16 protein-coding genes are annotated in these 24,258 nt (G+C 44.9%); 11 read left to right on the top strand and 5 right to left on the bottom strand.

What is annotated here, in order from left to right; translation table 11 throughout:
- Positions 1–71: 71 nt before the first annotated feature.
- Positions 72–1,565: a sugar ABC transporter ATP-binding protein gene (locus OH456_RS07010; RefSeq protein WP_006070656.1), complete on the bottom strand. Its 1,494-nt coding sequence runs from the start codon at positions 1,563–1,565 to the stop codon at positions 72–74.
- A 63-nt stretch (positions 1,566–1,628) separates the two neighbouring features.
- Complete coding sequence (locus tag OH456_RS07005) at positions 1,629–2,636, bottom strand: sugar ABC transporter substrate-binding protein (protein WP_006070657.1); 1,008 nt, start codon at positions 2,634–2,636, stop codon at positions 1,629–1,631.
- 527 nt (positions 2,637–3,163) lie between these two features.
- On the opposite strand from OH456_RS07005, the gene OH456_RS07000 reads away from it, so the two are divergent.
- The 5 genes from OH456_RS07000 to OH456_RS06980 all read left to right on the top strand — a co-directional run bounded on the left by OH456_RS07000 (position 3,164) and on the right by OH456_RS06980 (position 11,059).
- Positions 3,164–5,071 (top strand): bifunctional 5-dehydro-2-deoxygluconokinase/5-dehydro-2-deoxyphosphogluconate aldolase, encoded by a 1,908-nt coding sequence (locus tag OH456_RS07000; protein ID WP_270033168.1) that lies wholly within the window; start codon positions 3,164–3,166, stop codon positions 5,069–5,071.
- 73 nt (positions 5,072–5,144) lie between these two features.
- On the top strand, positions 5,145–6,656 hold the full coding sequence (locus OH456_RS06995; RefSeq protein ID WP_270033167.1) for a CoA-acylating methylmalonate-semialdehyde dehydrogenase: 1,512 nt from the start codon (positions 5,145–5,147) through the stop codon (positions 6,654–6,656).
- A gap of 535 nt (positions 6,657–7,191) precedes the next feature.
- Positions 7,192–8,424 carry a DUF819 family protein gene (locus tag OH456_RS06990; RefSeq protein ID WP_006070660.1) on the top strand — a complete coding sequence of 411 codons (1,233 nt, stop codon included), beginning with the start codon at positions 7,192–7,194 and terminating at the stop codon, positions 8,422–8,424.
- A gap of 227 nt (positions 8,425–8,651) precedes the next feature.
- A complete protein-coding gene (locus OH456_RS06985; protein WP_270033166.1) occupies positions 8,652–9,767 on the top strand; it encodes a phosphoserine transaminase in 1,116 nt (371 codons plus the stop codon).
- 122 nt (positions 9,768–9,889) lie between these two features.
- Complete coding sequence (locus OH456_RS06980) at positions 9,890–11,059, top strand: phosphoglycerate dehydrogenase (protein ID WP_124941075.1); 1,170 nt, start codon at positions 9,890–9,892, stop codon at positions 11,057–11,059.
- 25 nt (positions 11,060–11,084) lie between these two features.
- Here OH456_RS06980 and OH456_RS06975 read toward each other — a convergent pair whose 3' ends face one another.
- Positions 11,085–12,506: a DUF3131 domain-containing protein gene (locus tag OH456_RS06975; protein WP_270033165.1), complete on the bottom strand. Its 1,422-nt coding sequence runs from the start codon at positions 12,504–12,506 to the stop codon at positions 11,085–11,087.
- 228 nt (positions 12,507–12,734) lie between these two features.
- Here OH456_RS06975 and OH456_RS06970 point away from each other — a divergent pair, with 228 nt between their 5' ends.
- The 4 genes from OH456_RS06970 to OH456_RS06955 all read left to right on the top strand — a co-directional run bounded on the left by OH456_RS06970 (position 12,735) and on the right by OH456_RS06955 (position 16,766).
- Entirely contained in the window at positions 12,735–13,367 is a 633-nt protein-coding gene (locus tag OH456_RS06970; RefSeq protein ID WP_236111876.1) for a hypothetical protein, read from the top strand.
- Positions 13,368–13,491: 124 nt separating this feature from the next.
- A complete protein-coding gene (locus OH456_RS06965; RefSeq protein WP_252038997.1) occupies positions 13,492–15,192 on the top strand; it encodes a type I secretion system permease/ATPase in 1,701 nt (566 codons plus the stop codon).
- An 8-nt stretch (positions 15,193–15,200) separates the two neighbouring features.
- On the top strand, positions 15,201–16,508 hold the full coding sequence (locus OH456_RS06960; protein WP_270033164.1) for an HlyD family type I secretion periplasmic adaptor subunit: 1,308 nt from the start codon (positions 15,201–15,203) through the stop codon (positions 16,506–16,508).
- A complete protein-coding gene (locus tag OH456_RS06955; RefSeq protein ID WP_006070667.1) occupies positions 16,509–16,766 on the top strand; it encodes a membrane protein in 258 nt (85 codons plus the stop codon). It begins immediately after the preceding gene.
- Between the two features lie 107 nt (positions 16,767–16,873).
- On the opposite strand, the gene OH456_RS06950 is transcribed toward OH456_RS06955, so the two are convergent.
- The gene (locus tag OH456_RS06950; RefSeq protein ID WP_270033163.1) at positions 16,874–21,316 is read right to left on the bottom strand and encodes a beta strand repeat-containing protein; all 4,443 of its coding nucleotides are present in this window, start codon (positions 21,314–21,316) and stop codon (positions 16,874–16,876) included.
- A 232-nt stretch (positions 21,317–21,548) separates the two neighbouring features.
- Positions 21,549–22,532, bottom strand: a complete 984-nt coding sequence (locus OH456_RS06945) for a hypothetical protein (protein ID WP_270033162.1) — start codon at positions 22,530–22,532, stop codon at positions 21,549–21,551.
- A gap of 148 nt (positions 22,533–22,680) precedes the next feature.
- Between OH456_RS06945 and OH456_RS06940 the strand changes: the two genes are divergently transcribed.
- Complete coding sequence (locus OH456_RS06940; protein ID WP_270033161.1) at positions 22,681–23,907, top strand: PP2C family protein-serine/threonine phosphatase; 1,227 nt, start codon at positions 22,681–22,683, stop codon at positions 23,905–23,907.
- A 10-nt stretch (positions 23,908–23,917) separates the two neighbouring features.
- The gene (locus OH456_RS06935; protein ID WP_270033160.1) at positions 23,918–24,250 is read left to right on the top strand and encodes an STAS domain-containing protein; all 333 of its coding nucleotides are present in this window, start codon (positions 23,918–23,920) and stop codon (positions 24,248–24,250) included.
- Positions 24,251–24,258 lie beyond the last annotated feature (8 nt).

Raw genomic sequence — 24,258 nt, 5'->3', positions numbered from 1 at the left:
GAGTTACTACTCTGGCCTCAAGTCCTAGTTTGAAAGACTCGTGGTGTTTTAAATTGGGGGTGTCTCAATGTTTAATTGAGTGCCATCGACATGATTTTCTGTTGCGTCGCATCAGGGCCGTCGATAAGACCTTTGAGTTTGCCTTCATGCATAACTAAGATGCGGTCGCTCATTCCCATGACTTCTGGAAGTTCTGATGAGATCATGACCAAGCTTTTACCCATGCCGGTTAGCAGACGCATTAGCTTATAGATTTCTGACTTCGCTCCAACGTCGATTCCTCTTGTGGGTTCGTCTAGGAATAAGATGTCAGGTTTAGTCAGCATCCAGCGAGCCAACAATACTTTTTGTTGATTACCGCCGCTCAGATTGTCGATCATTTCGTACATTCCCGGCGTTTTTACTTTTAGCTTTTCACAGTGGGTTTGGCTGTCTTGCTTCATCTTTCTCACATCGAGCACGTTGACGACTTTGTTTCGGTAGGCGTCCAAATGAGCAATAGAGGTGTTGGCGAAAATATCGAGCATCAGATAAAGCCCTGAATGTCGTCGATCTTCGGTTAGGAATGCCATTTTGTGTCGGATAGCATCTTGTGGTGTGTTAATTTCGACGTAATCACCATTGATTCGAATAGTGCCTGCGTCTTTTTGCCTAACGCCGAAAAGCGTTTCAATTAACTCGGTTCTACCTGCGCCTACTAGACCCGCGATACCAAGAATTTCTCCTTCGTGTAATTTGAAGTTGATATCGCTGAATGCGCCTTCAACGGTGAGGTTTTCAACCTCCAAGCGAGTTTTACCCGGTTTGGCGGTTGGGGGAGGGAATACTTCTCCCAAATCTCGACCTACCATCATCTGTACCAATTCGTCATTGTTGGTAAGCTTCGCTTCGCGCTCGCCAACAAAACAGCCGTCACGAAAGACAGTAATATCGTCACAGATCCTGAATATCTCATCCATCTTGTGACTGATGTAAACAATCGCACAACCACGAGACTTCAGCATTTCGATGATTTCGAACAGATGGTCAACTTCTTTATCCGTGAGTGCGGAAGTTGGTTCATCCATTATGATGATCTCTGATTGATAGGAGATAGCTTTTGCAATCTCCACCATTTGCATAGTTGCGACGGTCAGTTCACTCATTGGAGTTTTGGGGTCGAGTTTTAAGTCCAATTTACTCAATAACTCTGTGGTGTCGCTGTACATCTTAGCGTGGTCTACAAGGCGTAGTGGCCCTTTTAGCGGTTCTCTACCCAGCCAGATATTTTCTGCGATGCTTCGATGCAGGATAGGAGATAGCTCTTGGTGTATCATTGAAATACCCGCTTCTAACGCTTCTTTGGCGCCTTGAAACTCAACATTTTCTCCCTTGTAGCGAATGGTACCGCTGTCCCTTTGGTAAATACCAAACATCACTTTCATTAGGGTTGATTTACCCGCACCATTTTCACCCATCAACGCCATAACTCGGCCTTGTTTCAAAGTGAGCTGCACATTATCGAGCGCTTTTACACCAGGAAAGGTTTTGGTGATTCCACGCATTTCTAGTAAGACTTGGCTCATACTATTACTACTCCGAAAAAAGCTCCGTATTCTAAAGAGGGGGAGAACACGGAGCGTGGGTGGTTAACCTTTTTGCTTCGCTTCGAATGCTGCTAAATTACTTTGAGTCACAAGCTCAGCGGGGATCCAAGTGACCTGTTGATGTTTTTTGCCTTTAACAGCATCTACCGCAGCATCGATAGCACCTCGTGCTTGGCCCGCGCCATCTTGGAATACAGTAGCGCTTAGGGCTCCATCTTTTACCGCAACCAAACCATCAGGTGTTGCGTCAACGCCAACGACTAAGGTGTCATCAAGCTTGCCTGCTGCACGCAATGCTTGAATTGCTCCTAGAGCCATGTCGTCATTGTTTGCAACGATGACATCAAGCTTGTCTCCTGAATTGAGCCAGTTTTCCATAACCGTCATGCCTTGTGAGCGCTGCCATAGACCGGTTTGTTTTCTGACAACGTGGAAGTTTGGATTTTTAGACAAGTAGTCTTCGACACCTTTAGTGCGCATGATTGCGGCTTCATGAGTCAGCATACCCATAAGAATGGCAACATTACCGCCGTCCACTGAATCTGTGATGTATTGAGCTTGTGTTTCGCCAAATTTCAGCTCTTCAGAACCAACGTAGAACACACTATCGGGCAGATAGTCAGGACGACGGTTCAGATAAACAAGTTGAATCCCTGCCTTGATGATTCGGTCTGTAAGAGGTTGCGTGGCATCAGTGTTAACTGGAACCAAAATAATGGCGTCCATTTGCTGAACGATGAAGTTCTCTACTTGGCCTAATTGCTTGGCTGCGTCTTCTTTGGCGTCCACAAATGTGAGTTCGACTTTGCCATCAAACTGCTTAGCGTATTTATCCATGGCATCTTTCATATAAACCATGAAGGTGTCATCGAAGTTTGGTATCGCTACTCCAATGCGTGTTACATCGTCTTTTTTCTCTTCCTGACCACAAGCGGTAAGAACAATAAGTCCAAGAACTAATAGCGTTCCTTTAAGCAGTGCTTTGGTGTTTGATGCGAGTATTAACATTCTGTCCAGCAACATAGTAATCCCTTGTTTCTTAGTTGGCATAAATGCCTCCTTGGTATCCATCACACTTATCTATCGATAAATATGAATATTTCATTTCGTTATTAGATGAAATCTGTAGAGCATTTATTCAGTATTCACTCTGACTTTTTACTAACGGTGGCAGTAAACTTGATTGAAAAATATTTTCTACTATCCGTTGGTTTTTAACTATAAGGTGATGTTCAAAATATCACCACTGTTAATGTGTCGTAATTGTTAAAAGTGTTATCTCGATCTCACTTGATTTTCTTGCCTATTGGTGATGTTCTTTTTAAGTATATGTTTTTAAATGGAATAAATAATCTGTAACGTGTGTTTTTTAAAAGTTATAAATGGATCGGAGCATGGTGGGGTGATTTGATAAACGATCTCAGTTAAATGAAAAATAATTTTCGATTTCGATCGTTTTTTAGGTTTGTTGATTAGATTGGACATAAAAACTGGCGGCCGATCACGGTTTTTATCGATAATTCCAATTTATAATAAAATGAAATAAACATTTCATTAATCTTGGAGGAGATGAGGTAATGAGGCAGAAGGATAAGAAGTTTGATGTGATTTGCATGGGCAGGGTGGCCGTCGATTTTTATGGTCAGCAAATTGGTTCACGGCTAGAAGACATGAGCAGCTTCTCGAAATACCTAGGTGGCTCATCTGGTAATGTCGCGTATGGCACAGCGAGACAAGGGTTAAAGTCGTCAATGCTGGCTCGTGTGGGCGATGAACATATGGGGCGATTTCTTCGTGAAGAGCTTGAAAGACTTGGTGTAGACACCAGTTTCTTAATTACTGATAAAGAACGTCTAACTGCCTTAGTCATATTGGGTATCAAAGATGAAGATACTTTCCCGCTGATCTTCTACCGTGACAACTGTGCCGATATGGCCATTACGTCTGACGATATAGACGAAGACTATATTGCGTCAGCACGCTGCCTCGCTATCACGGGCACGCATTTGTCGAATCCTAAGACCCGAGATGCCGTGCTTACTGCACTTCGCTATGCAAGAAAGCACGGCGTAAGAACGGCGTTGGATATCGATTATCGTCCGGTGCTTTGGGGACTAACTTCACTGGGTGATGGTGAGACTCGCTTTATTGAATCAGGAGCTGTCACTGAACAATTACAAGAGGTACTCGGCCTGTTCGATTTGATCGTCGGGACAGAAGAGGAGTTCCATATTGCAGGTGGTTCAACCGTGACGTTACAAGCACTTAATGGGGTGCGCAAAGTCACTGATGCGACATTGGTTTGCAAACGAGGTGCTTTAGGTTGTTCGGTCTACGATTCGCAAATTCCAGACCACCTTGATGGTGCAATTAACGCAACGGGTGTACGAGTTAATGTGCTTAATGTGCTCGGCGCTGGCGATGCCTTTATGTCTGGACTATTGCGAGGCTACCTCAATGATGAAAGCTGGCAACAAGCGTGTGATTATGCGAATGCTTGTGGAGCACTAGTTGTCTCTCGTCACGGTTGCGCTCCGGCGATGCCTTCGAAAGAGGAGCTGGACGATTACTTATCACGTGCAGAGCAAGTCCCAAGGCCAGACTTAGATGCAAGATTGAATCACTTACATCGTGTGACTACTCGAGATAAAGAGTGGGACGACCTTTGCATACTTGCCTTTGACCATCGAATTCAATTGGAGCAAATGGCTCAAGATGTCGGTGCGTCATTGAGTCAGTTGCCCAAGCTCAAGAAGCTGATACTAGAAGCGTATTCAGAAACAGTGCGTGAGCAGGGGCTACAAGGCGGAGCCGGTTTGTTATGTGATAGTACTTATGGACAAGCTGCACTCAATGAAGCTACAGGTAAAGGTTGGTGGATTGGAAGACCAATCGAGCTGCCAGGCTCTCGTCCTTTGGAGCTTGAACATGGCAATATTGGTTCGCAACTTGTGTCTTGGCCTAAAGAACACATTGTGAAGTGCTTAGTCTTCTATCATCCTGACGATGCTCTTGAACTCAAAAAGCAACAAGAGCGCCTACTAAGTGATGTTTATCTTGCATGCTGCCAATCAGGGCATGAATTACTGATTGAAGTCATTCTGCCAAGCTCGATGCCTCAAGGTGATAACTATTATATCGAAACGATACAGCGACTCTATCAGTTAGGAATCAAACCGGATTGGTGGAAGTTGCCTCCTCTATTACCTGAAGGCTGGAGAGCGGTTGAAGATCTAGTGTCAAGCAATGACAGCCATTGCTATGGCGTTGTCTTACTTGGATTAGATGCCTCGAAAGAGGCGCTGGCTGAAGGGTTTAAACACGCTCAAGCCAGTAAGCTTGTTAAAGGGTTTGCTGTAGGGCGGACTATCTTTGGTGAGCCTTCGAAAGCGTGGCTTGCTAACCAATTAGATGACGACACATTCAAAGCGAATATAAAGGCGAACTATCTAACGCTTGTTTCAGCGTGGAAAAATCGAATGTAACTACATGCACTCAGGCCGAGTACATCGCTGTGATATTTGATGCCTGAGTATTTATTAGAATTGTGGAGATACTATGGAAACCATTCAAAACTATGTCGCAGGGGCGATTGTTAACAGTGAAAGTGAGCGCTTTGGTGCGGTCTATAACCCTGCAACCGGAGAACAAACAAAACAAGTGGTATTGAGTTACGCTCATGAAGCTGAGCAAGCGGTTGAAGCGGCGAGTACAGCCTTTAAAGCTTGGTCTAAGACGTCACCGCTCAAACGTGCGCGAGTGATGTTTCAATTCAAGGCGTTACTTGAAGCAAATATGGATCGGATAGCTCGCACCATTTCAAATGAGCATGGCAAGGTATACTCCGATGCGATAGGGGAGGTGACTCGTGGGTTAGAAGTGGTGGAGTTTGCCTGTGGTATCCCTCACTTACAGAAAGGTGAGCACTCAGCTAATGTCGGTACTGGCGTTGACAGCCACTCTTTAATGCAACCTCTCGGTGTTTGTGTTGGTATTACTCCGTTTAATTTCCCAGCCATGGTTCCAATGTGGATGTTTCCAGTTGCCATAGCGACGGGTAATACTTTTGTGTTGAAACCGTCTGAGAAAGATCCGTCAACGGCTTTGATTCTTGCTGAATTGTTAAAACAAGCGGGATTACCTGATGGTGTCTTTAATGTAGTTAATGGTGATAAAGAAGTTGTAGACGCCTTGCTTACGTCACCTAAAGTAGAGGCGGTTAGTTTTGTAGGTTCTACGCCAATCGCTGAATACATTTATGCCACAGCCTCTGCTCATGGGAAACGCTGCCAAGCCCTTGGCGGGGCGAAGAACCACTGCATCTTGATGCCAGATGCCGATATGGATATGGCGACCAACGCCATTATGGGGGCGGCATATGGTGCTGCAGGTGAGCGTTGTATGGCACTGTCCGTCGCAGTGGCAGTCGGCGATGAGACCGCAAACCGTTTGATTGAGAAGCTCATAGAGCAAATTTCACAAATGAAAGTAGGCCCAGGTATTGTGGAGGGTACTGAAAACGATATGGGCCCAGTGATATCTGCGCTTCACAAACAAACCATTTGCGACTACATCACTAGCGGCGAAGAACAAGGTGCCGAAATTGTTGTTGATGGTCGCGACTTTACCGTGACGGGAAATGAAACAGGGTACTTTGTTGGCCCAACTCTGATTGATAACGTTACGCCAGAAATGACAGTGTATAAGGAAGAGATTTTTGGACCGGTGTTAGCCGTGGTTCGTGTTAGTGACTACGAAACGGCTTTATCATTAATCAATCAACATGATTATGGTAACGGGACCGCTATTTTCACTCGTGATGGGGAAACCGCACGTCAGTTTAGTGAGGATGTTCAAGCTGGCATGGTAGGTGTGAATGTGCCAATTCCTGTTCCAATGGCATTTCATAGCTTTGGAGGGTGGAAGCGTTCTATCTTTGGACCTTTAAACGTTCATGGAAATGATGGCGTACGTTTCTATACCAAGATGAAAACCGTGACTAGTCGTTGGCCTGCTAGTGTTCGATTAGAACAGCATACAAGCTCATTCTCAATGCCGACGATGGAATGACCTATACTCAATGTTACCGAGTAAACGAAAGAGGAGCTTTGCTCCTCTTTTTGGTTCAGTTGCGGCAAATAGTGCTGAAAATGTGATACATGGTGTCAAGTTTCGTGAAAATCACCGTTAAAATTCAACACTTTTATGTTCTCAAATGTGATTTGTATCAAATAACAATCAATAGATGTTTGTTTGATATTTGTACGATTTAACAATTTTTATGCGTCTAGTTGTATTGCGGAGTTGATGATTAGTGGTGAAGGAATTGTTGCCGAAATGATTACTGAACAACATAAAGTTCGTATTACAACTTGCTGATAATATAGCGTTTTTACTTAATTCTAGTGAATGGCTATACGCAATCGACAGACTCAAAACGCGTAGGCTAAACGATTTTTGGCAAAGATGAATTTCTATTTATTCATTTCGATTGGGTAAAAATTGTTAAAATTTGTGACAATAAAGAGATGTATGTATAGTCTCTGGCCACTGACCAAATGTGTCCATATGTTTCAATGGATGCAAGTTAAGGAGACTAACAATAATGATCACGAATGACGCAGTCATAATGGGCTTACTTGCTGCCATTCTTGGTGGAGTATTTATCACCGAGAGCAGCAAAAATCCTTTCTGGAGAAAATTCTACTCTTTTGTCCCAGGTCTGTTGCTGTGCTATTTCCTCCCGTCTTTACTTAATACAACGGGCATTATCGACGGTTCTGACTCTAAGCTATATTTTGTTGCTAGCCGATACTTACTGCCGGGCGCTTTGGTTCTGTTGATCGTTTCTGCAGATTTGAAGAAGATCTTCGGCTTAGGTTCGAAAGCGGTAATTATGTTCTTAACGGGTACATTGGGTATCATCATTGGTGGACCAGCCGCAATCGTAATTTTAGATTTTATCAATCCAGACCTCGTTTCTGGTGATGTATGGCGTGGCCTAACAACAGTTGCAGGTTCGTGGATTGGTGGCGGTGCTAACCAAGCTGCGATGAAAGAAGTGTTCGGTGTAGGCGACCAACTATTTTCTGCGATGATTACGGTTGATGTTATTTGTGCCAACATTTGGATGGCTATCTTGCTTATCATGGCTGGTCGTCAAAAGAAAATGGATGCATGGCTTAAAGCTGACACCTCTTCTATCGATGAACTAAAAGAAACCGTTGCGAAGTACGAAGAGGAAAACTCTCGTCCAATCACAACGACAGATATGATGAAAGTCGTGGCGATCGCCTTTGGCTTAACGGGTCTCGCACATTTTGGCTCTGATTTGATTGCTCCTTGGATCGCAACCAATGCGCCAGAGTTAGAGAAATACAGTCTGACGTCAGGATTCTTCTGGCTCATCGTTCTTGTTACGACATTTGCATTGATTGCTTCCATGTTCAAACCCGCGCGCACACTAGAACATGCTGGGGCTTCTAAAATCGGTTCAGCGTTTATCTATATTCTAGTGGCGACTATCGGTATGCAAATGGACGTGACTGCGATTCTAGATAATCCGGGCTACTTCTTTATCGGTATTACATGGCTGACGATTCACGCATTGCTGATGATCTTTGTGGCTAAGCTGATTCGTGCTCCGCTATTCTTCATGGCTGTAGGTAGCCAAGCCAACGTTGGTGGTGCAGCATCAGCGCCTGTTGTCGCCGCTGCCTTCCACCCATCATTAGCACCAGTAGGTATTTTGATGGCAGTACTTGGCTATGCGCTAGGGACGTACGGAGCTTACATCTGCGGTATCATCATGCAAGCTGCTGTTGGTGTTGTGGGATAAGAAACAAACAGTATCCCGTTCAAGGCAGTGCGTAAAAGCACTGCCTTTTTAATTTTGGGTTGTCTCAAAAATCCAAAGCATTCTTTTGTTGTTTTTGCAGAGAAAACGGCTCATTTCACACAGTAAATACAAATATTTATTGTCGATCAGCATAACCCTCTTGCCTTAGCGTCTGTTTTACGACAATGTGATGAATAGTTATTCAATATTCACAAGCAGGGAGGCTTATGAAACCTCAACTCAAACCGCAAAACCCTAACTTCTCTTCTGGACCATGTAGCAAGCGTCCGGGGTATGATCTCACTCAACTGGATGCTTCCACATTAGGTCGTAGTCACCGTTCATCTCTAGGTAAAGCCGTACTGGCTGAATCGATAGAAAAAACCAAAGCGATACTGGGTATCCCTGAAGACTATCGAGTTGGCATAGTTCCGGCATCCGATACTGGAGCTATGGAGATGGTGATGTGGTCGATGTTAGGTCATCGTCCAATCGATGTTTTCCATTGGGAGTCGTTTGGCTCAGGTTGGTTAGCGGACATCACCAAACAGTTGAAACTTGAACAAGTAAATAGTTATTTAGCTGATTATGGGTCGCTACCAGATCTAACACAGGCTAATCAGCAGCACGATACCATCTTTACATGGAATGGCACGACCTCTGGAGTGAAAGTCCCGAATGGTGATTGGATTAGCGATGATAGAGAAGGGGTGACTATTTGTGATGCAACCTCCGCTGTGTTTGCGATGCCTATGCCTTGGGAAAAACTGGATGTGGTCACTTTCAGCTGGCAGAAGGTGTTAGGTGGAGAAGGGGCTCATGGGGTCATTGTGTTGAGCCCTAAAGCGGTCGAGCGATTAGAGACTTATATACCGCCGTGGCCACTGCCGAAGATTTTCCGCCTGACAAAGGGTGGAAAGCTCATAGAAGGCATTTTCAAGGGTGCGACGATTAATACGCCCTCTATGTTATGCGTAGTGGACTATATTGACGCTCTAGATTGGGTGGCAGATATTGGCGGTGTAGGTGCGGCGATTGAGAAATCGGAATCCAACCTTGCTGTACTAACAAACTTCGTTGAATCACGAGAGTGGATACACTTCTTAGCTAAAGAACCAACACAACGTTCTAACACCAGTGTATGCCTCACGCTTGATGCATCGGAGCAGCAAGTTAAAGCGATGATTAAATTGTTGGATGATGAAGGTGTCGCGTTTGATATCGGCGCTTATCGGGACGCGCCAGCGGGACTCAGAATTTGGGCAGGGGCTACCGTTGAATCTAGCGACTTGGAAGCGTTACTGCCATGGCTAGATTGGGCTTATGCTGAAGTCACACAATAATTACAAAGCACCTGCTGGTCAGGTGCTTTGTTGTCTCTGGCACAACAGAAAAAAGCCAGCTTTGGGACAATAACAGTACGCTGATGAGTAGAAATGGAATTTCAACTTAAGGTGAAGCGACAATGAAGAAAATAAAGACCTACAACGCTATTTCGAATCAAGGATTGGATAAGTTTTCACGCGACAAATATGAAGTATGTAGTGAGTTTGGTGAGCCTGATGCAATTTTGCTTCGCAGTCATAAACTCCTTGATGAGTCCATTGCTTCAAGCGTTAAAGCTATTGCACGATGCGGAGCAGGGGTAAACAACATCCCGATAAAATCTTGCACGGAAAATGGAATTGTCGTGTTTAATACGCCGGGTGCTAATGCCAATGCAGTGAAAGAGTTGGTATTAACCGGGCTTTTGTTATCGGCAAGAGATGTCGTGGGTGGGATTCGTTACTCCCATACCCTTTCGGATATGACTGATGCTATGGCGATGGATAAGCTATTAGAGAAGGAAAAGAAGCGTTTTTCTGGCTCTGAAATCAAAGGCAAAACACTTGGTGTAATTGGTTTAGGCGCAATTGGTGCCTCTGTCGCTAACACCGCTATTGATCTTGGTATGAACGTGATTGGTTACGATTCAGCGCTGAGTGTTGAAGCGGCTTGGCGGTTATCAAGTCGTATTAAGCGAGCGGAGAATTTAGTGTCGGTGATTGCAAAATGTGATTTCGTGACCGTTCACGTTCCTGCACTGCCTTCAACTATAGGATTGATTAACCACGATTTATTGTCTTCAGCTAAACCTGGTATGGTGTTGCTGAATTTTGCTCGTAAAGAAATTGTCGATACAGACGCAGTAATAACCGCGCTCGAGAATCACCAAATTGATCAGTATGTGACTGACTTTCCAACGCCCTCTCTTATTGGGCGTGATGGCGTGATCCTCATGCCTCATATTGGCGCTTCGACGTCCGAAGCAGAGGAAAATTGCGCCATCATGGGGGCGGAGCAGCTCATTGATTTCTTGGAAAATGGCAACATTACTAATTCAGTTAACTTTCCTACGATTCGTTTAGAAAGGGCAGAGGGCTACCGAATTACGTTTGCTAACGATAATGTCCCTAGGGTCTTGGGTAGCGTATTGTCTCTGTTGGCTGACTTGAATATTAACGTGCTCGATATGCTGAATAAAAGCCGAGAGGAGGTCGCGTATACCATTCTCGATATTGAGCAAGAGCCTAACGATGAACTCCTTTCAGCTATCAGCAATGTAGAGCATGTGTTTAACGTAAGAACACTCTAGGTGACAACATTGGCGAACTTGCAGGCTATTTGGCGGAATTTGACTGCTCTAATGCATAAGGGTAGAGAGCATGATTACCAAGAGCTTTATACCATAGTGCTGTAAGCACAAGAGAGTTGGTATTGATGTTATAGGCGGTGTTAGTGCCGCCATTTTTATAACGACCAGTTGGGATACTTCGAGAGCTTAGACTTGTTTTAACAACCGTGTTGTAGAGTTGTTGTGAGAAATCGTCGGCATATAAAACACTTAGTCCGAATCCTATCTTTGAACTGAACGTCTGTGGGTTCTCGATCGGTTTACCCCCGGGGCTCACGCTCAGCCAAGGTTTGCCATAATAGTAAATATTGTTATAGGCAAACCAAGGACTTTTACTCATCGCGTCTTCAGCAAATACTTGAGGTTGTCCTAACTGTTTGGAACGTTTTTTATGCAGTTGGTAAAGTTGATCAAGTTGATTCCACCATACGTTCTTTGCCCCTATTTCTATGGCTGTTAGTACATAGGGATCAGTAGTGAAATAGGGGACGTTTCGATTATCCACATATACAGACATACCATCGACCGACACTTTTTCTACGTGCTGTTTGGTAAAGCTCTGCGCTAAGTTATAACCGAATAACTCAAACCCTTGTGCGGCGTATTGCAGATAGCCTAAGCGTCCTTCTTGTCGGTAGTGTTCTTTGTTTTTATATAGTTTGGTGCCATAAAGGGTACCTTTGTGAACTGCTGATGCCAGTTTCCAGTTTTTTTCTATGATGGCGACTTTACTAGCCAGTTCGGGCAGCATTTGTTCGGTGATGCGTAGCCAAATAAGTAATCGACCTATATCAAGCGCCGACCAACCATTGCCATTACTTTGGGTGTCGCTGTAACTGCCTGATGGTTTTCCATGTTTGGTGCTGTATTCCCTATTCGGGAGGGTATTTTTATACAAAGCTAGAGTAGCGAGAGTATCTAAAGTAAGACCAAGCTTATCTCTTACTTCTTCTCTGGAAATGAGTTGAAGTTCATAACTTGCTAGCGTTGCTGAAATTCCACTCGCAATGTCCCACATGGTCGCGTGATGATAACCTTGTACGGAATCCCAGAACCCAGTTTCAGGATGATAATTTAAATCAAAGTAGTACATGGATTTTTTTGCAAGTAGCCAATCGTTGCGCGTTAAACGAGACAAATCTAGTTCAACAGTTTGACTTGAATTAGTTGGTGACAATGATGGTTTGTTAAGCTCAACATTTGAAGGGACATCAATTATCGTTTCGACAATAATTGGGGGAGCGAGCGCCCTTCTTTGGTATTCGATAGTGGAAGGTGCCTCAGAGGTATCACCCTGAGAGACGCCTCTTCCGCCATAAAAACTGGGTGCTTCTATTTCATCGGACGCAAAAGTGAGCACGGGAATGAAAGCAACGTAGAGAGCTAGCTTTGCCATCAACTTTTGCACTTATATTGCTCCCTTACTCTAGATTCCATACTTAACTAAATGATAAGACATGAATAATGTTTTTCTAATCTAGTTTTTACGATACTTATCAGGAGGTTTTAAATTAGAAGTAATTTGTATAATAATTGAACGTTTTTCTGTTCTTTTTCGATAATTCTGTTAATATGTTCTGCGTCAAAGGACTCTTCAAAAGTCAACGGATAGGCGAGCTGAAATTAAGGTGCTCCTATGCGAAAATTCATCGACTTACTCACTCAATCTAACGCTTCTCTCGTTCGCCAGTCAGCCAGTATCTTGGCTAATTTTCTTAAATCTGAACAACTCGACTATCAGCTAGATACCGTTCAGAAACAAAGGCTTGCTCAGTATTTAGAAACTACAACGCTCGTTAGCGAAAACTTTGGTTCACCACTCAATGCACATAGCGTAGTGGCATTTTCTTTCGGTGATAGCGAAGATGTCAACAAACGACTTGCCAATGTAGCCACTGATTTGGTTCGTGAAAACGGATTTCTTGACGCGCATATACAACAAGAAGTAGCAGAGCACATTACGGCTTTGCCCAATGCACATGTAATTGCTGATGACAACTACCAAACCACGACTGACGTAGCAAGAAAAGCGTTAGATAAATCCGTGGGCCGTAACGTGATAGTGGTTGCGCAAGCATGGCACGCCAAACGATGTATAGAGACGTGTCAGGAAGTAGGTTTGAACGTGGTTGGATTAAGAACGGTAGACCGCTTTCCGCAAAATGACCCACAGCCATGGGTGAGAAATCCAATTAATTGGGTGTTAAAAGAAAGCCAAAGACAGTTTGTGACTGGGCAAGAAATCAGCCGTCTTTTACAACTTGCCTAAACGATGTGAGCGTTATACTAAGGATTTGTTTCTAAAGAGAGTTTGATCATCAAATAATCTCGAAATACCCAACGTAGTTCCTATACTGCCCAGTACGAAGCAATTACAACAGTATAGAGAACACATGGAACGTATCAGAACAGCGTTTTCTCAGGCTCGCAAGGAATTGTGGGTAGCCGCTTGGTTCAGTCTTGCGATTAATTTCTTAGTTCTGTCTTTACCTATTTATGGTTTGCAGTTATTCGATCGAGTCTTGTCGAGTTATAGCATGGAAACCATGTTTGCGCTGATGGGGATTGTGCTGTTTCTTATTACCGCGCAGTTCCTACTAGAGCATATTCGAACAGAGCTTCTTCAAAAATCGGGACTTAAACTGGATGCTTCTTTAAGCGGCTTATTGTTGTCTCGAAGCATATCTCAATCCTCCCAAACCAACAGAATTGAAAAGCAAGGTTTGCAGGATCTATCGGAGATCCGTAATTTTCTGGTGACGCCATCGACGTCTGCAATCTTCGATATTCCTTGGTCACCGTTTTTCCTCATTATTCTCTTTATGCTTCACCCATACATTGGCTTAGTTGCTCTATTTGGCACTGTTACTTTTGTCTTGTTAGCAATGATCATGTTGGTTCAGTCAAGAACCACTAATGAAGAGTCTGTTCAGTTTTCAAATCGCACCAACATGGAGCTAAACGACTATTTGCGCAATGCCCCAATGCTTAAAGCGATGGGAATGTCAGAGAATATTGGCCGTGTATGGGAACATAAAAGTGAAAAGATGCTTGCCTATCAGTGGTTAGTTAATTCGAAAGCGGGAAAGCTACTGGCACTTAGTCGATACTTTAGAACCTTACTGCAAGTGGTAGTTCTGTCGTTAGGCGTGTATTTAGTTCTCAATCAACAGCTTGGTACAGGAGCGATCATTGCGAGCTCCATTATCATGGGGCGCGTGTTGTCCCCATTTGAACAGGCGGTGGGTAGTTGGAAATCTTGGTACGTTGCGTATAAGTCTTGGCGACGTTTAAGCGTGTTACAAAGCACCGAAGATGCAACGCAGAAAATTAAACTACCGGATCCTAAAGGGCAAGTGCATTTCAAGAATGTAGGGCTGAAGTTACCTAATGTGCAGGAGCCAATATTGCAGAACATTAGTTTTAAACTTGGGGCCGGTCAAGCACTTGCCATACTGGGTAATTCAGGCTCCGGAAAGTCTACCTTAGCGAAACTCATTATGGGGATCTATCAGCCAAGTGTTGGAATGATAGAAGTGGATGGGGCGGCTATAGGCCAATGGTCGGATATACAATTCGGGGAACACATTGGTTATTTACCACAACATGTTGGTTTGCTGGCTGGGACGGTGAGAGACAACATTTGTCGTTTCAGTGACGCTGATGATGAGGATGTAGTTAGAGCGGCAAAATTAGCGTGCATACATGAACTGATTATCTCGCTTCCTGAAGGGTATCAAACCTACTGCGGTGAAGGTGGTTTGCAGCTGTCTGGTGGTCAGATGCAGAGAATTGGTCTTGCTAGAGCGATTTTCTCCAACCCTAAAGTGCTAGTACTTGATGAACCCAACTCAAACCTTGACCCAGAAGGTGAAGTCGCGCTCGCTATTGTGCTCCAACATTGTAAAGAGAACGAAATCACCGTTGTGATGATCAGTCATCGCCCTGGTTTTCTGCGTCAAATGGATTGGGTTGTGCTCTTAAAAGATGGGAAGGTCGAGAAAGCTGGTAAGAGTGAGCAGTTCCTCGGTTTATCTTCGAGTGTGGATACTACTCCAGAACCAGCAGCATCAACAGCGCGAACAGCAGGGTAGGAGGACTTATGGTTTTTGATACATCGAAAGTCATTAAATCAGGGATAGTACTTACCTTACTAACGGTGTTTGGTTTTGTCTGGTGGAGTACGAGTGTAGAGCTTAGCTCCGCATCTATCGCAAAAGGTGTCGTGGTAGTAGAGAGCAAACGTAAACCTGTACAACATCTGGAAGGTGGATACGTAAAACAGATTTTTGTGCGTGAGGGTCAGCATGTGGAAGTCGGCGAAATTCTAGTAGAGTTATCGAACTCGAGGGCAGAAGCAGATTTTCAGCGCTTAGATCTCAAGCTTATGTCGTTAGAGTTTCAAAAACGCCGATTAAAAGCACTGCTCGAAGAGCGCAGTGTTGTTGATTGGAGTATGGGAGATAGGACTGAACTAGCCACTAACACCATTGAACGTACGCAGATATTGAGCAATATCGTGAGTAACGAGCAAGTCCAGTTTCAACAGGCTCTTTTGAAATCAGAGCTCTCACAAGGGCAGTACTTACAGCGTAAAGCCTTATTAGATGAGCAAGTACGAGGAGGGCAGTTTCAAAAGCGAGCAGTGGAACGACAACTCTCCTTAGTTAAACAAGAAATTGATATGACCAAGGGGCTGGTGGATAAAGGTTATGTCTCAAAGACTCGAATGTTGGAACTACAAAGAGCATTGGCAAGAATTGACGCAGAGCTTGCAGAGGTGAATGCCGATATTGAGGTTGGACTCAGGCAGCTAAACGCTTTAGAGCAAACCCATAAAGCGCAGCGCCTAGAACAACAGCAAAGCTATGCTGCTGAGCTAGCCTCGACTCAAAAAGAAGCGCGCGACGTCAAAGAAGCCTTGAAAGCGGCGTCGGATGTGCGCGAACGGGTAACAATACGCAGTGAACATCAAGGAACGGTTGTTGGTGTTAATATTGCTGGAGTAGGTGCAGTGGTGAATCCTGGTGATATCTTAATGCAAATCGTCCCTGACAGTGATGAGTTGATTATTGAAGCTTTGGTACCTCCACAAGATATTGATGTGGTGCGAGTCGGTCTTGAAGCCAAAGTCAGATTAAGCGCTTATAACATTCGAAAGACACCGCCTGTGGATGGTGAGGTGACTTATGTCGCTGCAGACCGTTTGGGTGATGATGCTGATGACAATGTCGTTGGCTACAAAGTACAAGTGAGGTTAAACGCCGAAGCGCTGCATCAGTTAGAAAACATCGAGCTATACCCTGGCATGCAAACTGAAGTATTTATTGTTTTGGAACAGCGAACACTTTGGGATTACCTAACAGCACCGCTAACGGTTAGCTATTATCGGGCGATGAGGGAAGTATAGATGGATTCAGACATGCTTTTTTGGCTAAGCTTTTATGGCGCGTTTTTTATTGCGAGTGGGGTAGTAGGGGCACTCAAAGGTCGACTAATTGCTGGGATTTTACTTGGTTATGTCTTAGGACCCATAGGGTTAGTTGTTATGCTACTTAGTAAAGATCAACGTATGATTCCTTGTCCGCATTGTGGTCAGAAAACCCACCATCACTCTTACCACTGCCAGCACTGCAACGAAAAAGTATACGGTTATCTCCATTCTTAAAACCAAGATCCTATCTCTAAATTTACTCCAGCTTTACTCTTAAATGGCAGCATAAAAAAAGCCCTTCTTTCGAAGGGCAAACAGTCAGGAACTCACAAGGATAAAGGTTAAGCAATATCTGTTGGGAAGTTGATATTGTCTTGGTCGAGGTCGCTCCAAATCGTGACCTCTTTACCGTCGGAGCTTTCGAGCTTGTAGCCGTATAGGTTAGATGTATCAAGATTTTGTGCTTCGTAGGCATCTTTCAAACCTTGAGCCATGTCTGTCGTCGTACCTTTTAGCTCCCAACCCCAACCTGTGAGGTCGATGGAGTTGGCGCCAGTACACACGAATTGTCCATTCGCCTCTCCAGCGGTGTCGTTAACTACTATTTTGTCTAATGCAATGGATATGTCAGTATCGGAAGAGTTGACTCTTACCCCTTCTATTTCTTGGAATGCAGTTTTAGACATATCTATAGTTTGGTTGTCACCGTCGCTGCCCACGACAAGGACATCAAACCCTTCACCCCCGCTAAAATATACGGTGTTCGCATCACCAGAGGTCATTTCTTCACTATCAAATGTCAAAGTATCGTCACCGCTTCCTGCAAACAGTTGATCAAGACCCGACCCTCCATCTAGAGAGTCATTGCCCTCTTGACCAAAGACAAGATCATCACCGCTACCGCCGCGTAAGGTGTCGTTACCCACACCGCCATCTACATAGTCACTACCACCTCCGCCATCGAGCGTATCGTTCCCTTCCTTACCGGAGAGATTGTCGTTACCGCTACCGCCGAAGAGTTTGTCATCGCCCAACTCACCAAACATTTGGTCGTCACCGGATTGACCATAGAGAGTATCATTACCATCTTGCCCAAATAGGGTATCGTTTCCTGACCCGCCTTCTAAACGGTCATTGCCTTCGTCACCGTAGAGTAGGTCGACACCACTATCACCCTTGAGCTTGTCGTTACCAATACCACCAATTAGCTGGTCATCGCCATCACCACCAAACAACTGATCATTACCGGAACCGCCGTCGAGTTGGTCGTTGTCGCCGTAGCCGTAGAGTCTGTCATCCCCTTCGTTACCTTCTAAGACGTCATGGCCAGAGCCGGCATTGAGCGTGTCGTTGCCGTCGCCTCCATACAGTTTGTCATGACCAGCACCTGAAATGAGCGAGTCGTTGTCGCTTCCCCCATACAAGGTATCGTCACCTGCACCGGAACTAATCGTGTCATTTCCTTCATCACCGTAAAGGGTATTATTACCTGCCGAAGCGACGATAGTATCGTTGCCTAATCCACCGCGAACCGTGTCATGTCCCCCTCCGGAAGTAAGCGCGTCATTACCTTCGCCCCCATCCAAAGTATCATTACCATCCGCTGAAGTGATAGTGTCGTCACCTGCGTTACCGGATAGCACATTACTACCAGACTCAGCGCTGATATTGTCATTACCAACACCACCAGAAACCGTGTCGTTACCGGCGCCCGTTTTGATGAAATCATCACCGTCACCGCCTAAAATGGTGTCGTTTCCCGTGCCACCCATTAGAATGTCGTCACCGCTACCACCATCAATCAGGTTATCTCCTGACTCACCAAATAGTTGGTCGGTACCATCGCCCCCAAGCAGGGTATCGTCGCCGCTTCCTGCGTAAATAAAGTCGTTTCCAGCATCACCACTTAAGGTGTCATTGCCTGCGCCACCAAGAAGTACGTCTGTTGCTTCCCCGCCGGATAGTTCATCATTACCATCCCCGCCATCCAGCGTATCTTCACCAGCGTCTCCTGATAGAACATCTGCGCCACCTCCACCGGAGAGGCTATCGTTACCAAGCCCGCCAACAGCATGGTCACTTCCAGAACCGCCGAATAACGTATCGTTGCCTTCACCAAGGTCGACAGTATTGTTACCCGCTTCGCCATAAACCGTGTCATCCCCAGTACCAGCAGTGACAGTGTCCGCACCGTCTCCCGCGAATAGGGTATCGTTGCCGCCGCCGCCAGTAATGGTGTCGTTGTCGGCTCCTCCGTAAAGTGTGTCCGCGGCATCACTACCAATCAGCGTATCATCACCCGTGCCACCGTAGATATTGTGTGAGCCAGTCGCTGCCGCTGTGAGGGTATCGTTGCCTGCTTCACCTAATAATGTGTCTTGTCCATCATCGGTCATGACATCATCGCCTGCGCCACCAGCGAGGAAATCATAGCCGTCACCACCCACTAACTCATCGTTACCGTCGCCACCAAAAATAGCGTCGTTTCCGTCTTGACCGTAGAGCTTGTCATCACCGTCACCACCATCAATGTGGTCATCGCCTAAGCCTGCGTGCACAACATCATTGCCTCGGTCGGCATAAATAGCGTCATTACCTTCGCCTGCATCAACGGTATCAGCCCCAGTACCGCCGTAAACTGCATCATCTCCTGTACCAGTACTGATGGTGTTGCTACCCGCTTCGCCAAACACGGTATCATTACCTTCACCCGTGACCACGTTATCGGCACCTGAGCCGGCAAATATGGTGTCATCACCTTTGCCAGAAAATAGTTGGTCGTCGTCTGAACCACCAGCGAGTAGATCGTTTTCGTCAGAACCTGTTAGTACATCATTGCCAGAACCACCAAAGAGTTCACTGGCATTGCTGCCCGCAGTTAAGGTGTCATTGCCTGCCTCACCAAAAAGTTTGTTGGCCCCTTGTTGCCCCAAAACAACATCGTCGCCACCGCCTGCAAAAATAGAGTCGTTTCCTAGTCCTGCATTGATGGTGTCATTGCCGCCGCCCGCAAAAACTTCATCGTGTCCGTCACCCGCATCAATATCGTCGTCACCTGACCCCGCGTAAACTTTGTCGTCACCAATCCCAGCCTTAACGGTATTGTTACCGTCGCCAGCATAGATGACATCGTCTCCAAGCCCAGAAATGACGTTATCTGCGCCATCATCCGCATAGATAGTATCGTCGCCATCTCCTGAATCTATTTGATTGAGTCCGGAGCCGGCAAAAATGGTATCGTTATCGGCACCCGAAGAAATGACATCGTCACCAGATTCGGTGTAAATAGTGTCGTCCCCCGTTCCTGTATCAATGACATTACTACCGCTTTGTCCAAATACAATGTCATCGCCTGAGCCTGTATTGATGACGTCATTGCCTTCACCTGCATATACTTGATCGTTGCCTGCGCCTGTAGCGATAACATCGGCTCCTTCATTCGAATGCACTATGTCGTCACCATCGCCTGCGTCTATTGTGTCACTGCCTTCGCCACCATAGAGCTCATCGTTACCAAGACCTCCGACAAGCACATCATTACCTGAATCACCGATAAGCACGTCATTGCCGTCACCGCCGGAGAGTGTATCGTTACCAAATTCGCCAACAAGAACGTCATTTCCAGCGTCACCTTGCATTACGTCATCGCCATCGCCGCCGAGCAAGAGATCATTGTCGTCGCCTCCGGAAATAGTGTCATTACCAGCACCACCGATAACAAAATCTGCACCTGAACCACCAAGAATATTATCGTTACCTTCTTCGCCTTGTAACTCGTCCGCGCCTTCGCCACCCTCTAGGAGATCATCACCTTTGCCACCAAAGATTTTGTCATCACCTGCATCACCGTATAGGGTGTCGGTGCCGTCGTCCCCAATGATAATATCTGCACCGTCGCCGCCGTGAATAGTGTCGTCACCAAGTTCACCTAACAGCGTATCGTCACCTTCATCTCCATGTAACGTATCGTTTCCGTCGCTGCCAAGTAGGGTGTCATTTCCGGTGCCGCCGGATAAATAGTCGTCTCCGTTACCACCAACTAAAACGTCATTGCCTTCTTCGCCGAACAAACGGTCGTCATTGATATCACCATCTAAGAAATCGTCACCCGTTCCACCATAAATGGTGTCGTTACCTTGTTGCCCCTTGAGAATGTCGTCTCCGGCGCCACCATAAATTTGGTCGTTAAAGATGTTGTGAACGGCGATATTGACGCTCTCAAGATCGTCATCAATGGGAGTACCATCAACGCTTTCTAACGAAAAAAAGACAGGTGTATCAGCAGACACTTGAGATTCAGTAAACTCAAAATCGATGACGACATCACCGTTTTCGTCAACAATGGCTTCTTGAGAGTGGATGACGACACCTTGGTCATCTTTGATTGTGACTATGACCGTCTCGTAGGTGCCACTTACATTGAAGTTTGCAGTGAGGTTGCCCGTTTGCTCTATGATGTAATTGCCTAGACGTACACCATGTACAATGGTTTCTTCTGATGAATTCGACTCTGAACCAGAATAGCTATAGACGGTTGTCGTGGTTCCCCAACTATCATCGCCACTGCTACTATCTGAAGTTTCACTGTTTGACGAGGAATCGTATTCCACATCACCTAGCACCGTGTCCGCACCTTCACCGGCTTGAATATGATCAGAACCTTCGCCACCCGCCACGAAATCATTACCTTGCTTAGCATGAATTTCATCATTACCGGACTTAGCGTTTAGATTGTCGGCTTGGTCAGTACCTGTAATCAGGTCGTCGTTTTTTGTTCCGTCCATGGGATTCTCTCTCTAGCCAATTTCGTTGATGCGTTAACATATGAATTAGGAGGTTTTGAACTGTTTTCCACAAAACCGTCGCAACCGGAGTAGAGCAGAATATGTGCCAATTTGCTCATGGCTATAACAATCTGAAAACTAGAATAAAAATTCTTAGCAGATGTTCTGTGTCATTTTGAGATTTACGTGGAAGCCAATATGCGACGCAATTTGCACGAAAAAGTTAAGAGACTCAAAATGCAAATGAATATGCAATGGTGATGGAGCCATCTAGGAAACGGCCAGTGCCTTCAGCCGCGTTACTAGGGTTCCAACGGTTACCGGAGTAGTTGTTATATTGCAAAGTGATTGTTCCTGGCCGCCAATCGAAATACCCAAACCCATAGGTATAGTCGGGATTCCAGGGTTGTTGTTGGGACTTATCAAAGTAATAGAATGCGGTGGCGTTAACGTACCAGTTCCCGAAAATAGCGTACTTACACCCTAGAGATGCGGTTCGGTGATGAGCCTTGTAACTGGAGGACGCAAGGTCGAAGTAAGAGGGTGTCCAATTGTAGTCGACTTGACACCCAATGCTCCCGTCTTCGGAAACTCGAGTCCACTCTAGTAGCTTTCCGGTAATTGGAAACTTCCATCCAAGCGATACTGTACCCTCATCAAAATTGGTTCTTGAGCCGCCTGGTTCAGGTGAAAAACGATTCCCACCGTAATTGGAATACAAAAGACTAAAAGTGTAAGGACGCCAATCGCTATAACCAAAAACATAGGTAAAGTCTGGGTTCCATGTTTGTTGCTGATCTTTATCGAAATAGTAATAAAGAGTGCCAGAGGCAAACCAGTTGCCGATTAATACATATTTCAACGATAAATTTGCTGTGTAATTGACATTGGAAGGGCCATTTGTTGCGCCGGAAGGCAAGTTGGCATCTTGGGTTTGAATTAATGGCAAGTTAAGTGAAAAGTTACCACTTAGCCCCGATAACCCTTCTCGGTCTTTTAGTTCACCAAATGGCAGTTCGAAGGAGCTTTCTACGCCTCGCCAAATTAAGTCTAATTCACTGTCTTCATCTTTATTATTGATGGAGTTGTCACTATTGGTCAGGTTTGGGGAAATAGGCGCAGGCGCATGCTCGCGAGTATTTGATAGATATTCATCACCAAAACACAACGAGGAAAATGTGATGGTTGATAAGCCAATAATGACGTATTTCTTCATTTATTATTGCGTCCTTGCAAGCCGTAGTCCTAACTTCAGATATACAACCTTGCTCTAAGGTAAAGAAAAGCAAAATATTTTTTTGTTTTTTCGTTCTCAGTTTCTATTCTAGTAAATAATGCTTCATAAGTGAGACGGAATCTCGTAAATGACACAAAAAGAGTTCAAAGACGCAGCAGAATCTAAAGAGGTTTTATTGGTGGAAGACAATAAAACCACGCAGATTCTAATGAGCTCACTTCTTAAGAAGAAGGGGTATAGTGTCACTGTAGCCAGTCATGGTTATGAAGCCTTAGAAATACTGCAGAAAAGCGAACATATTCAATTCGTATTGAGTGATTGGGTTATGCCTAAAATGGATGGGGTTCAATTGTGCCAAGCTCTAAAATCGACAGATTACAATCGCTATATATTCTTCGTTTTATTATCTGCTAAAGATGATAATGACTCGATTGTCAGTGGGATTAATGCAGGTGCTGATGATTTTGTTGCCAAAAATACAGCTATAGACGAACTAGATGCGCGTATTCGAGCTGGTTTTAGAAATTTAAATCTTCATAACGAATTACTCAAAAAGAATCAGGCGCTTGATAATGCGTATGCCACCATCCGACAAGACTTAGACGCGGCAGGCGATTTTATTCGTCAATTGCTACCAACGAAAGTTGAATTCAACAACGTGTTGATGAATTACACATCAATTCCGAGTGCGCAGATTGGTGGTGATATTTTGGGTTATTTCGAACTCGACGAGCAGCATATTGGTTTCTATTTATTAGACGTGTCGGGACATGGGGTATCTTCTGCATTGTTGTCCTTCTCCGTTCAACAAACGCTGTCTATCGCAAGTGGTCCAAACTCAGTGGTTTATAAGGAATCGTCCTCAGGAAAAGTAATTCGCCGAACTGATGAGGTAGTGGCGAAACTAAATGATATATATAGCCAAGATGATTCGAACCCCCTTTATTTTACTATGGTATATGCCGTATTGAACCAGGCAACTGGGCAGCTCGATTATTGCGTTGCTGGTCATCCACCAATTGTGTGGTATCAGCATGAAACGCAGTCTACGGAATTTCTTGGAGAGGATAACTTTGTTGTCGGTATGTTTGATTTTGCAGACTACAAGCAAAAGTCGGTGACGCTTGGTCCTAGCGATGAGGTTTGGATTTATACCGATGGCATCACTGAAGCTAGATTTGAAGGCGAGTTTTACACCGAAGAAAGGTTAAAAGAGAGGATACAACACCATGCCTCTACAGACTTTGAAAACAAACCGAATGCCATTGTGTCAGAGGTGAGAGAGTGGCAAAAGAGTGACGTTTTTGATGATGATATCAGTATTTTAGTTTGTAAATGGGCACCAAACCAATAGGAAAATTACTATGAATTATGAAGTGTCGAACAACGACCTATTTACCGTTGTGGAAGTACAAGAATCGCGTTTTGACGCTAAGTTGGCTCCAACGTTTAGGCAATCTATGGAAGATATTCAGGGCGATATTAAACCTAATTTGTTGCTTGATCTATCGAATGTAAATTTCATGGATAGCAGTGGCCTAGGAGCTGTAATGGCGGTTTATAAGCTCCTTCGAGATAGGCAAATTGCTATTGTTGGCGCTAAACAACCTGTTAGAGATCTATTGAAGTTGACCCGAATGGATAGGCTAGTAAAAACCTATGACACGATTGAAGATGCAATGACGGCGTCGGTTTAAGTGGTAAT

The sequence above is a fragment of the Vibrio sp. La 4.2.2 genome (assembly GCF_027586995.1).
In the GTDB taxonomy this organism is placed as follows: Bacteria; Pseudomonadota; Gammaproteobacteria; order Enterobacterales; family Vibrionaceae; genus Vibrio; species Vibrio mediterranei.
This window is presented reverse-complemented; position numbering and strand designations above follow the sequence as displayed.

What these genes read in the sequence shown, in the direction of transcription:
- OH456_RS06985 (WP_270033166.1), top strand. Translation starts at nt 8,652, where the DNA reads ATGAAACCTCAACTCAAACCGCAAAACCCTAACTTCTCTTCTGGACCA.
- OH456_RS06995 (WP_270033167.1), top strand. Translation starts at nt 5,145, where the DNA reads ATGGAAACCATTCAAAACTATGTCGCAGGGGCGATTGTTAACAGTGAA.
- OH456_RS07005 (WP_006070657.1), bottom strand. Translation starts at nt 2,636, where the DNA reads ATGCCAACTAAGAAACAAGGGATTACTATGTTGCTGGACAGAATGTTA.
- OH456_RS06940 (WP_270033161.1), top strand. Translation starts at nt 22,681, where the DNA reads ATGACACAAAAAGAGTTCAAAGACGCAGCAGAATCTAAAGAGGTTTTA.
- OH456_RS07010 (WP_006070656.1), bottom strand. Translation starts at nt 1,565, where the DNA reads ATGAGCCAAGTCTTACTAGAAATGCGTGGAATCACCAAAACCTTTCCT.
- OH456_RS06935 (WP_270033160.1), top strand. Translation starts at nt 23,918, where the DNA reads ATGAATTATGAAGTGTCGAACAACGACCTATTTACCGTTGTGGAAGTA.
- OH456_RS06965 (WP_252038997.1), top strand. Translation starts at nt 13,492, where the DNA reads ATGGAACGTATCAGAACAGCGTTTTCTCAGGCTCGCAAGGAATTGTGG.
- OH456_RS06960 (WP_270033164.1), top strand. Translation starts at nt 15,201, where the DNA reads ATGGTTTTTGATACATCGAAAGTCATTAAATCAGGGATAGTACTTACC.
- OH456_RS06955 (WP_006070667.1), top strand. Translation starts at nt 16,509, where the DNA reads ATGGATTCAGACATGCTTTTTTGGCTAAGCTTTTATGGCGCGTTTTTT.
- OH456_RS06970 (WP_236111876.1), top strand. Translation starts at nt 12,735, where the DNA reads ATGCGAAAATTCATCGACTTACTCACTCAATCTAACGCTTCTCTCGTT.
- OH456_RS06990 (WP_006070660.1), top strand. Translation starts at nt 7,192, where the DNA reads ATGATCACGAATGACGCAGTCATAATGGGCTTACTTGCTGCCATTCTT.
- OH456_RS06980 (WP_124941075.1), top strand. Translation starts at nt 9,890, where the DNA reads ATGAAGAAAATAAAGACCTACAACGCTATTTCGAATCAAGGATTGGAT.
- OH456_RS07000 (WP_270033168.1), top strand. Translation starts at nt 3,164, where the DNA reads ATGAGGCAGAAGGATAAGAAGTTTGATGTGATTTGCATGGGCAGGGTG.
- OH456_RS06950 (WP_270033163.1), bottom strand. Translation starts at nt 21,316, where the DNA reads ATGGACGGAACAAAAAACGACGACCTGATTACAGGTACTGACCAAGCC.
- OH456_RS06945 (WP_270033162.1), bottom strand. Translation starts at nt 22,532, where the DNA reads ATGAAGAAATACGTCATTATTGGCTTATCAACCATCACATTTTCCTCG.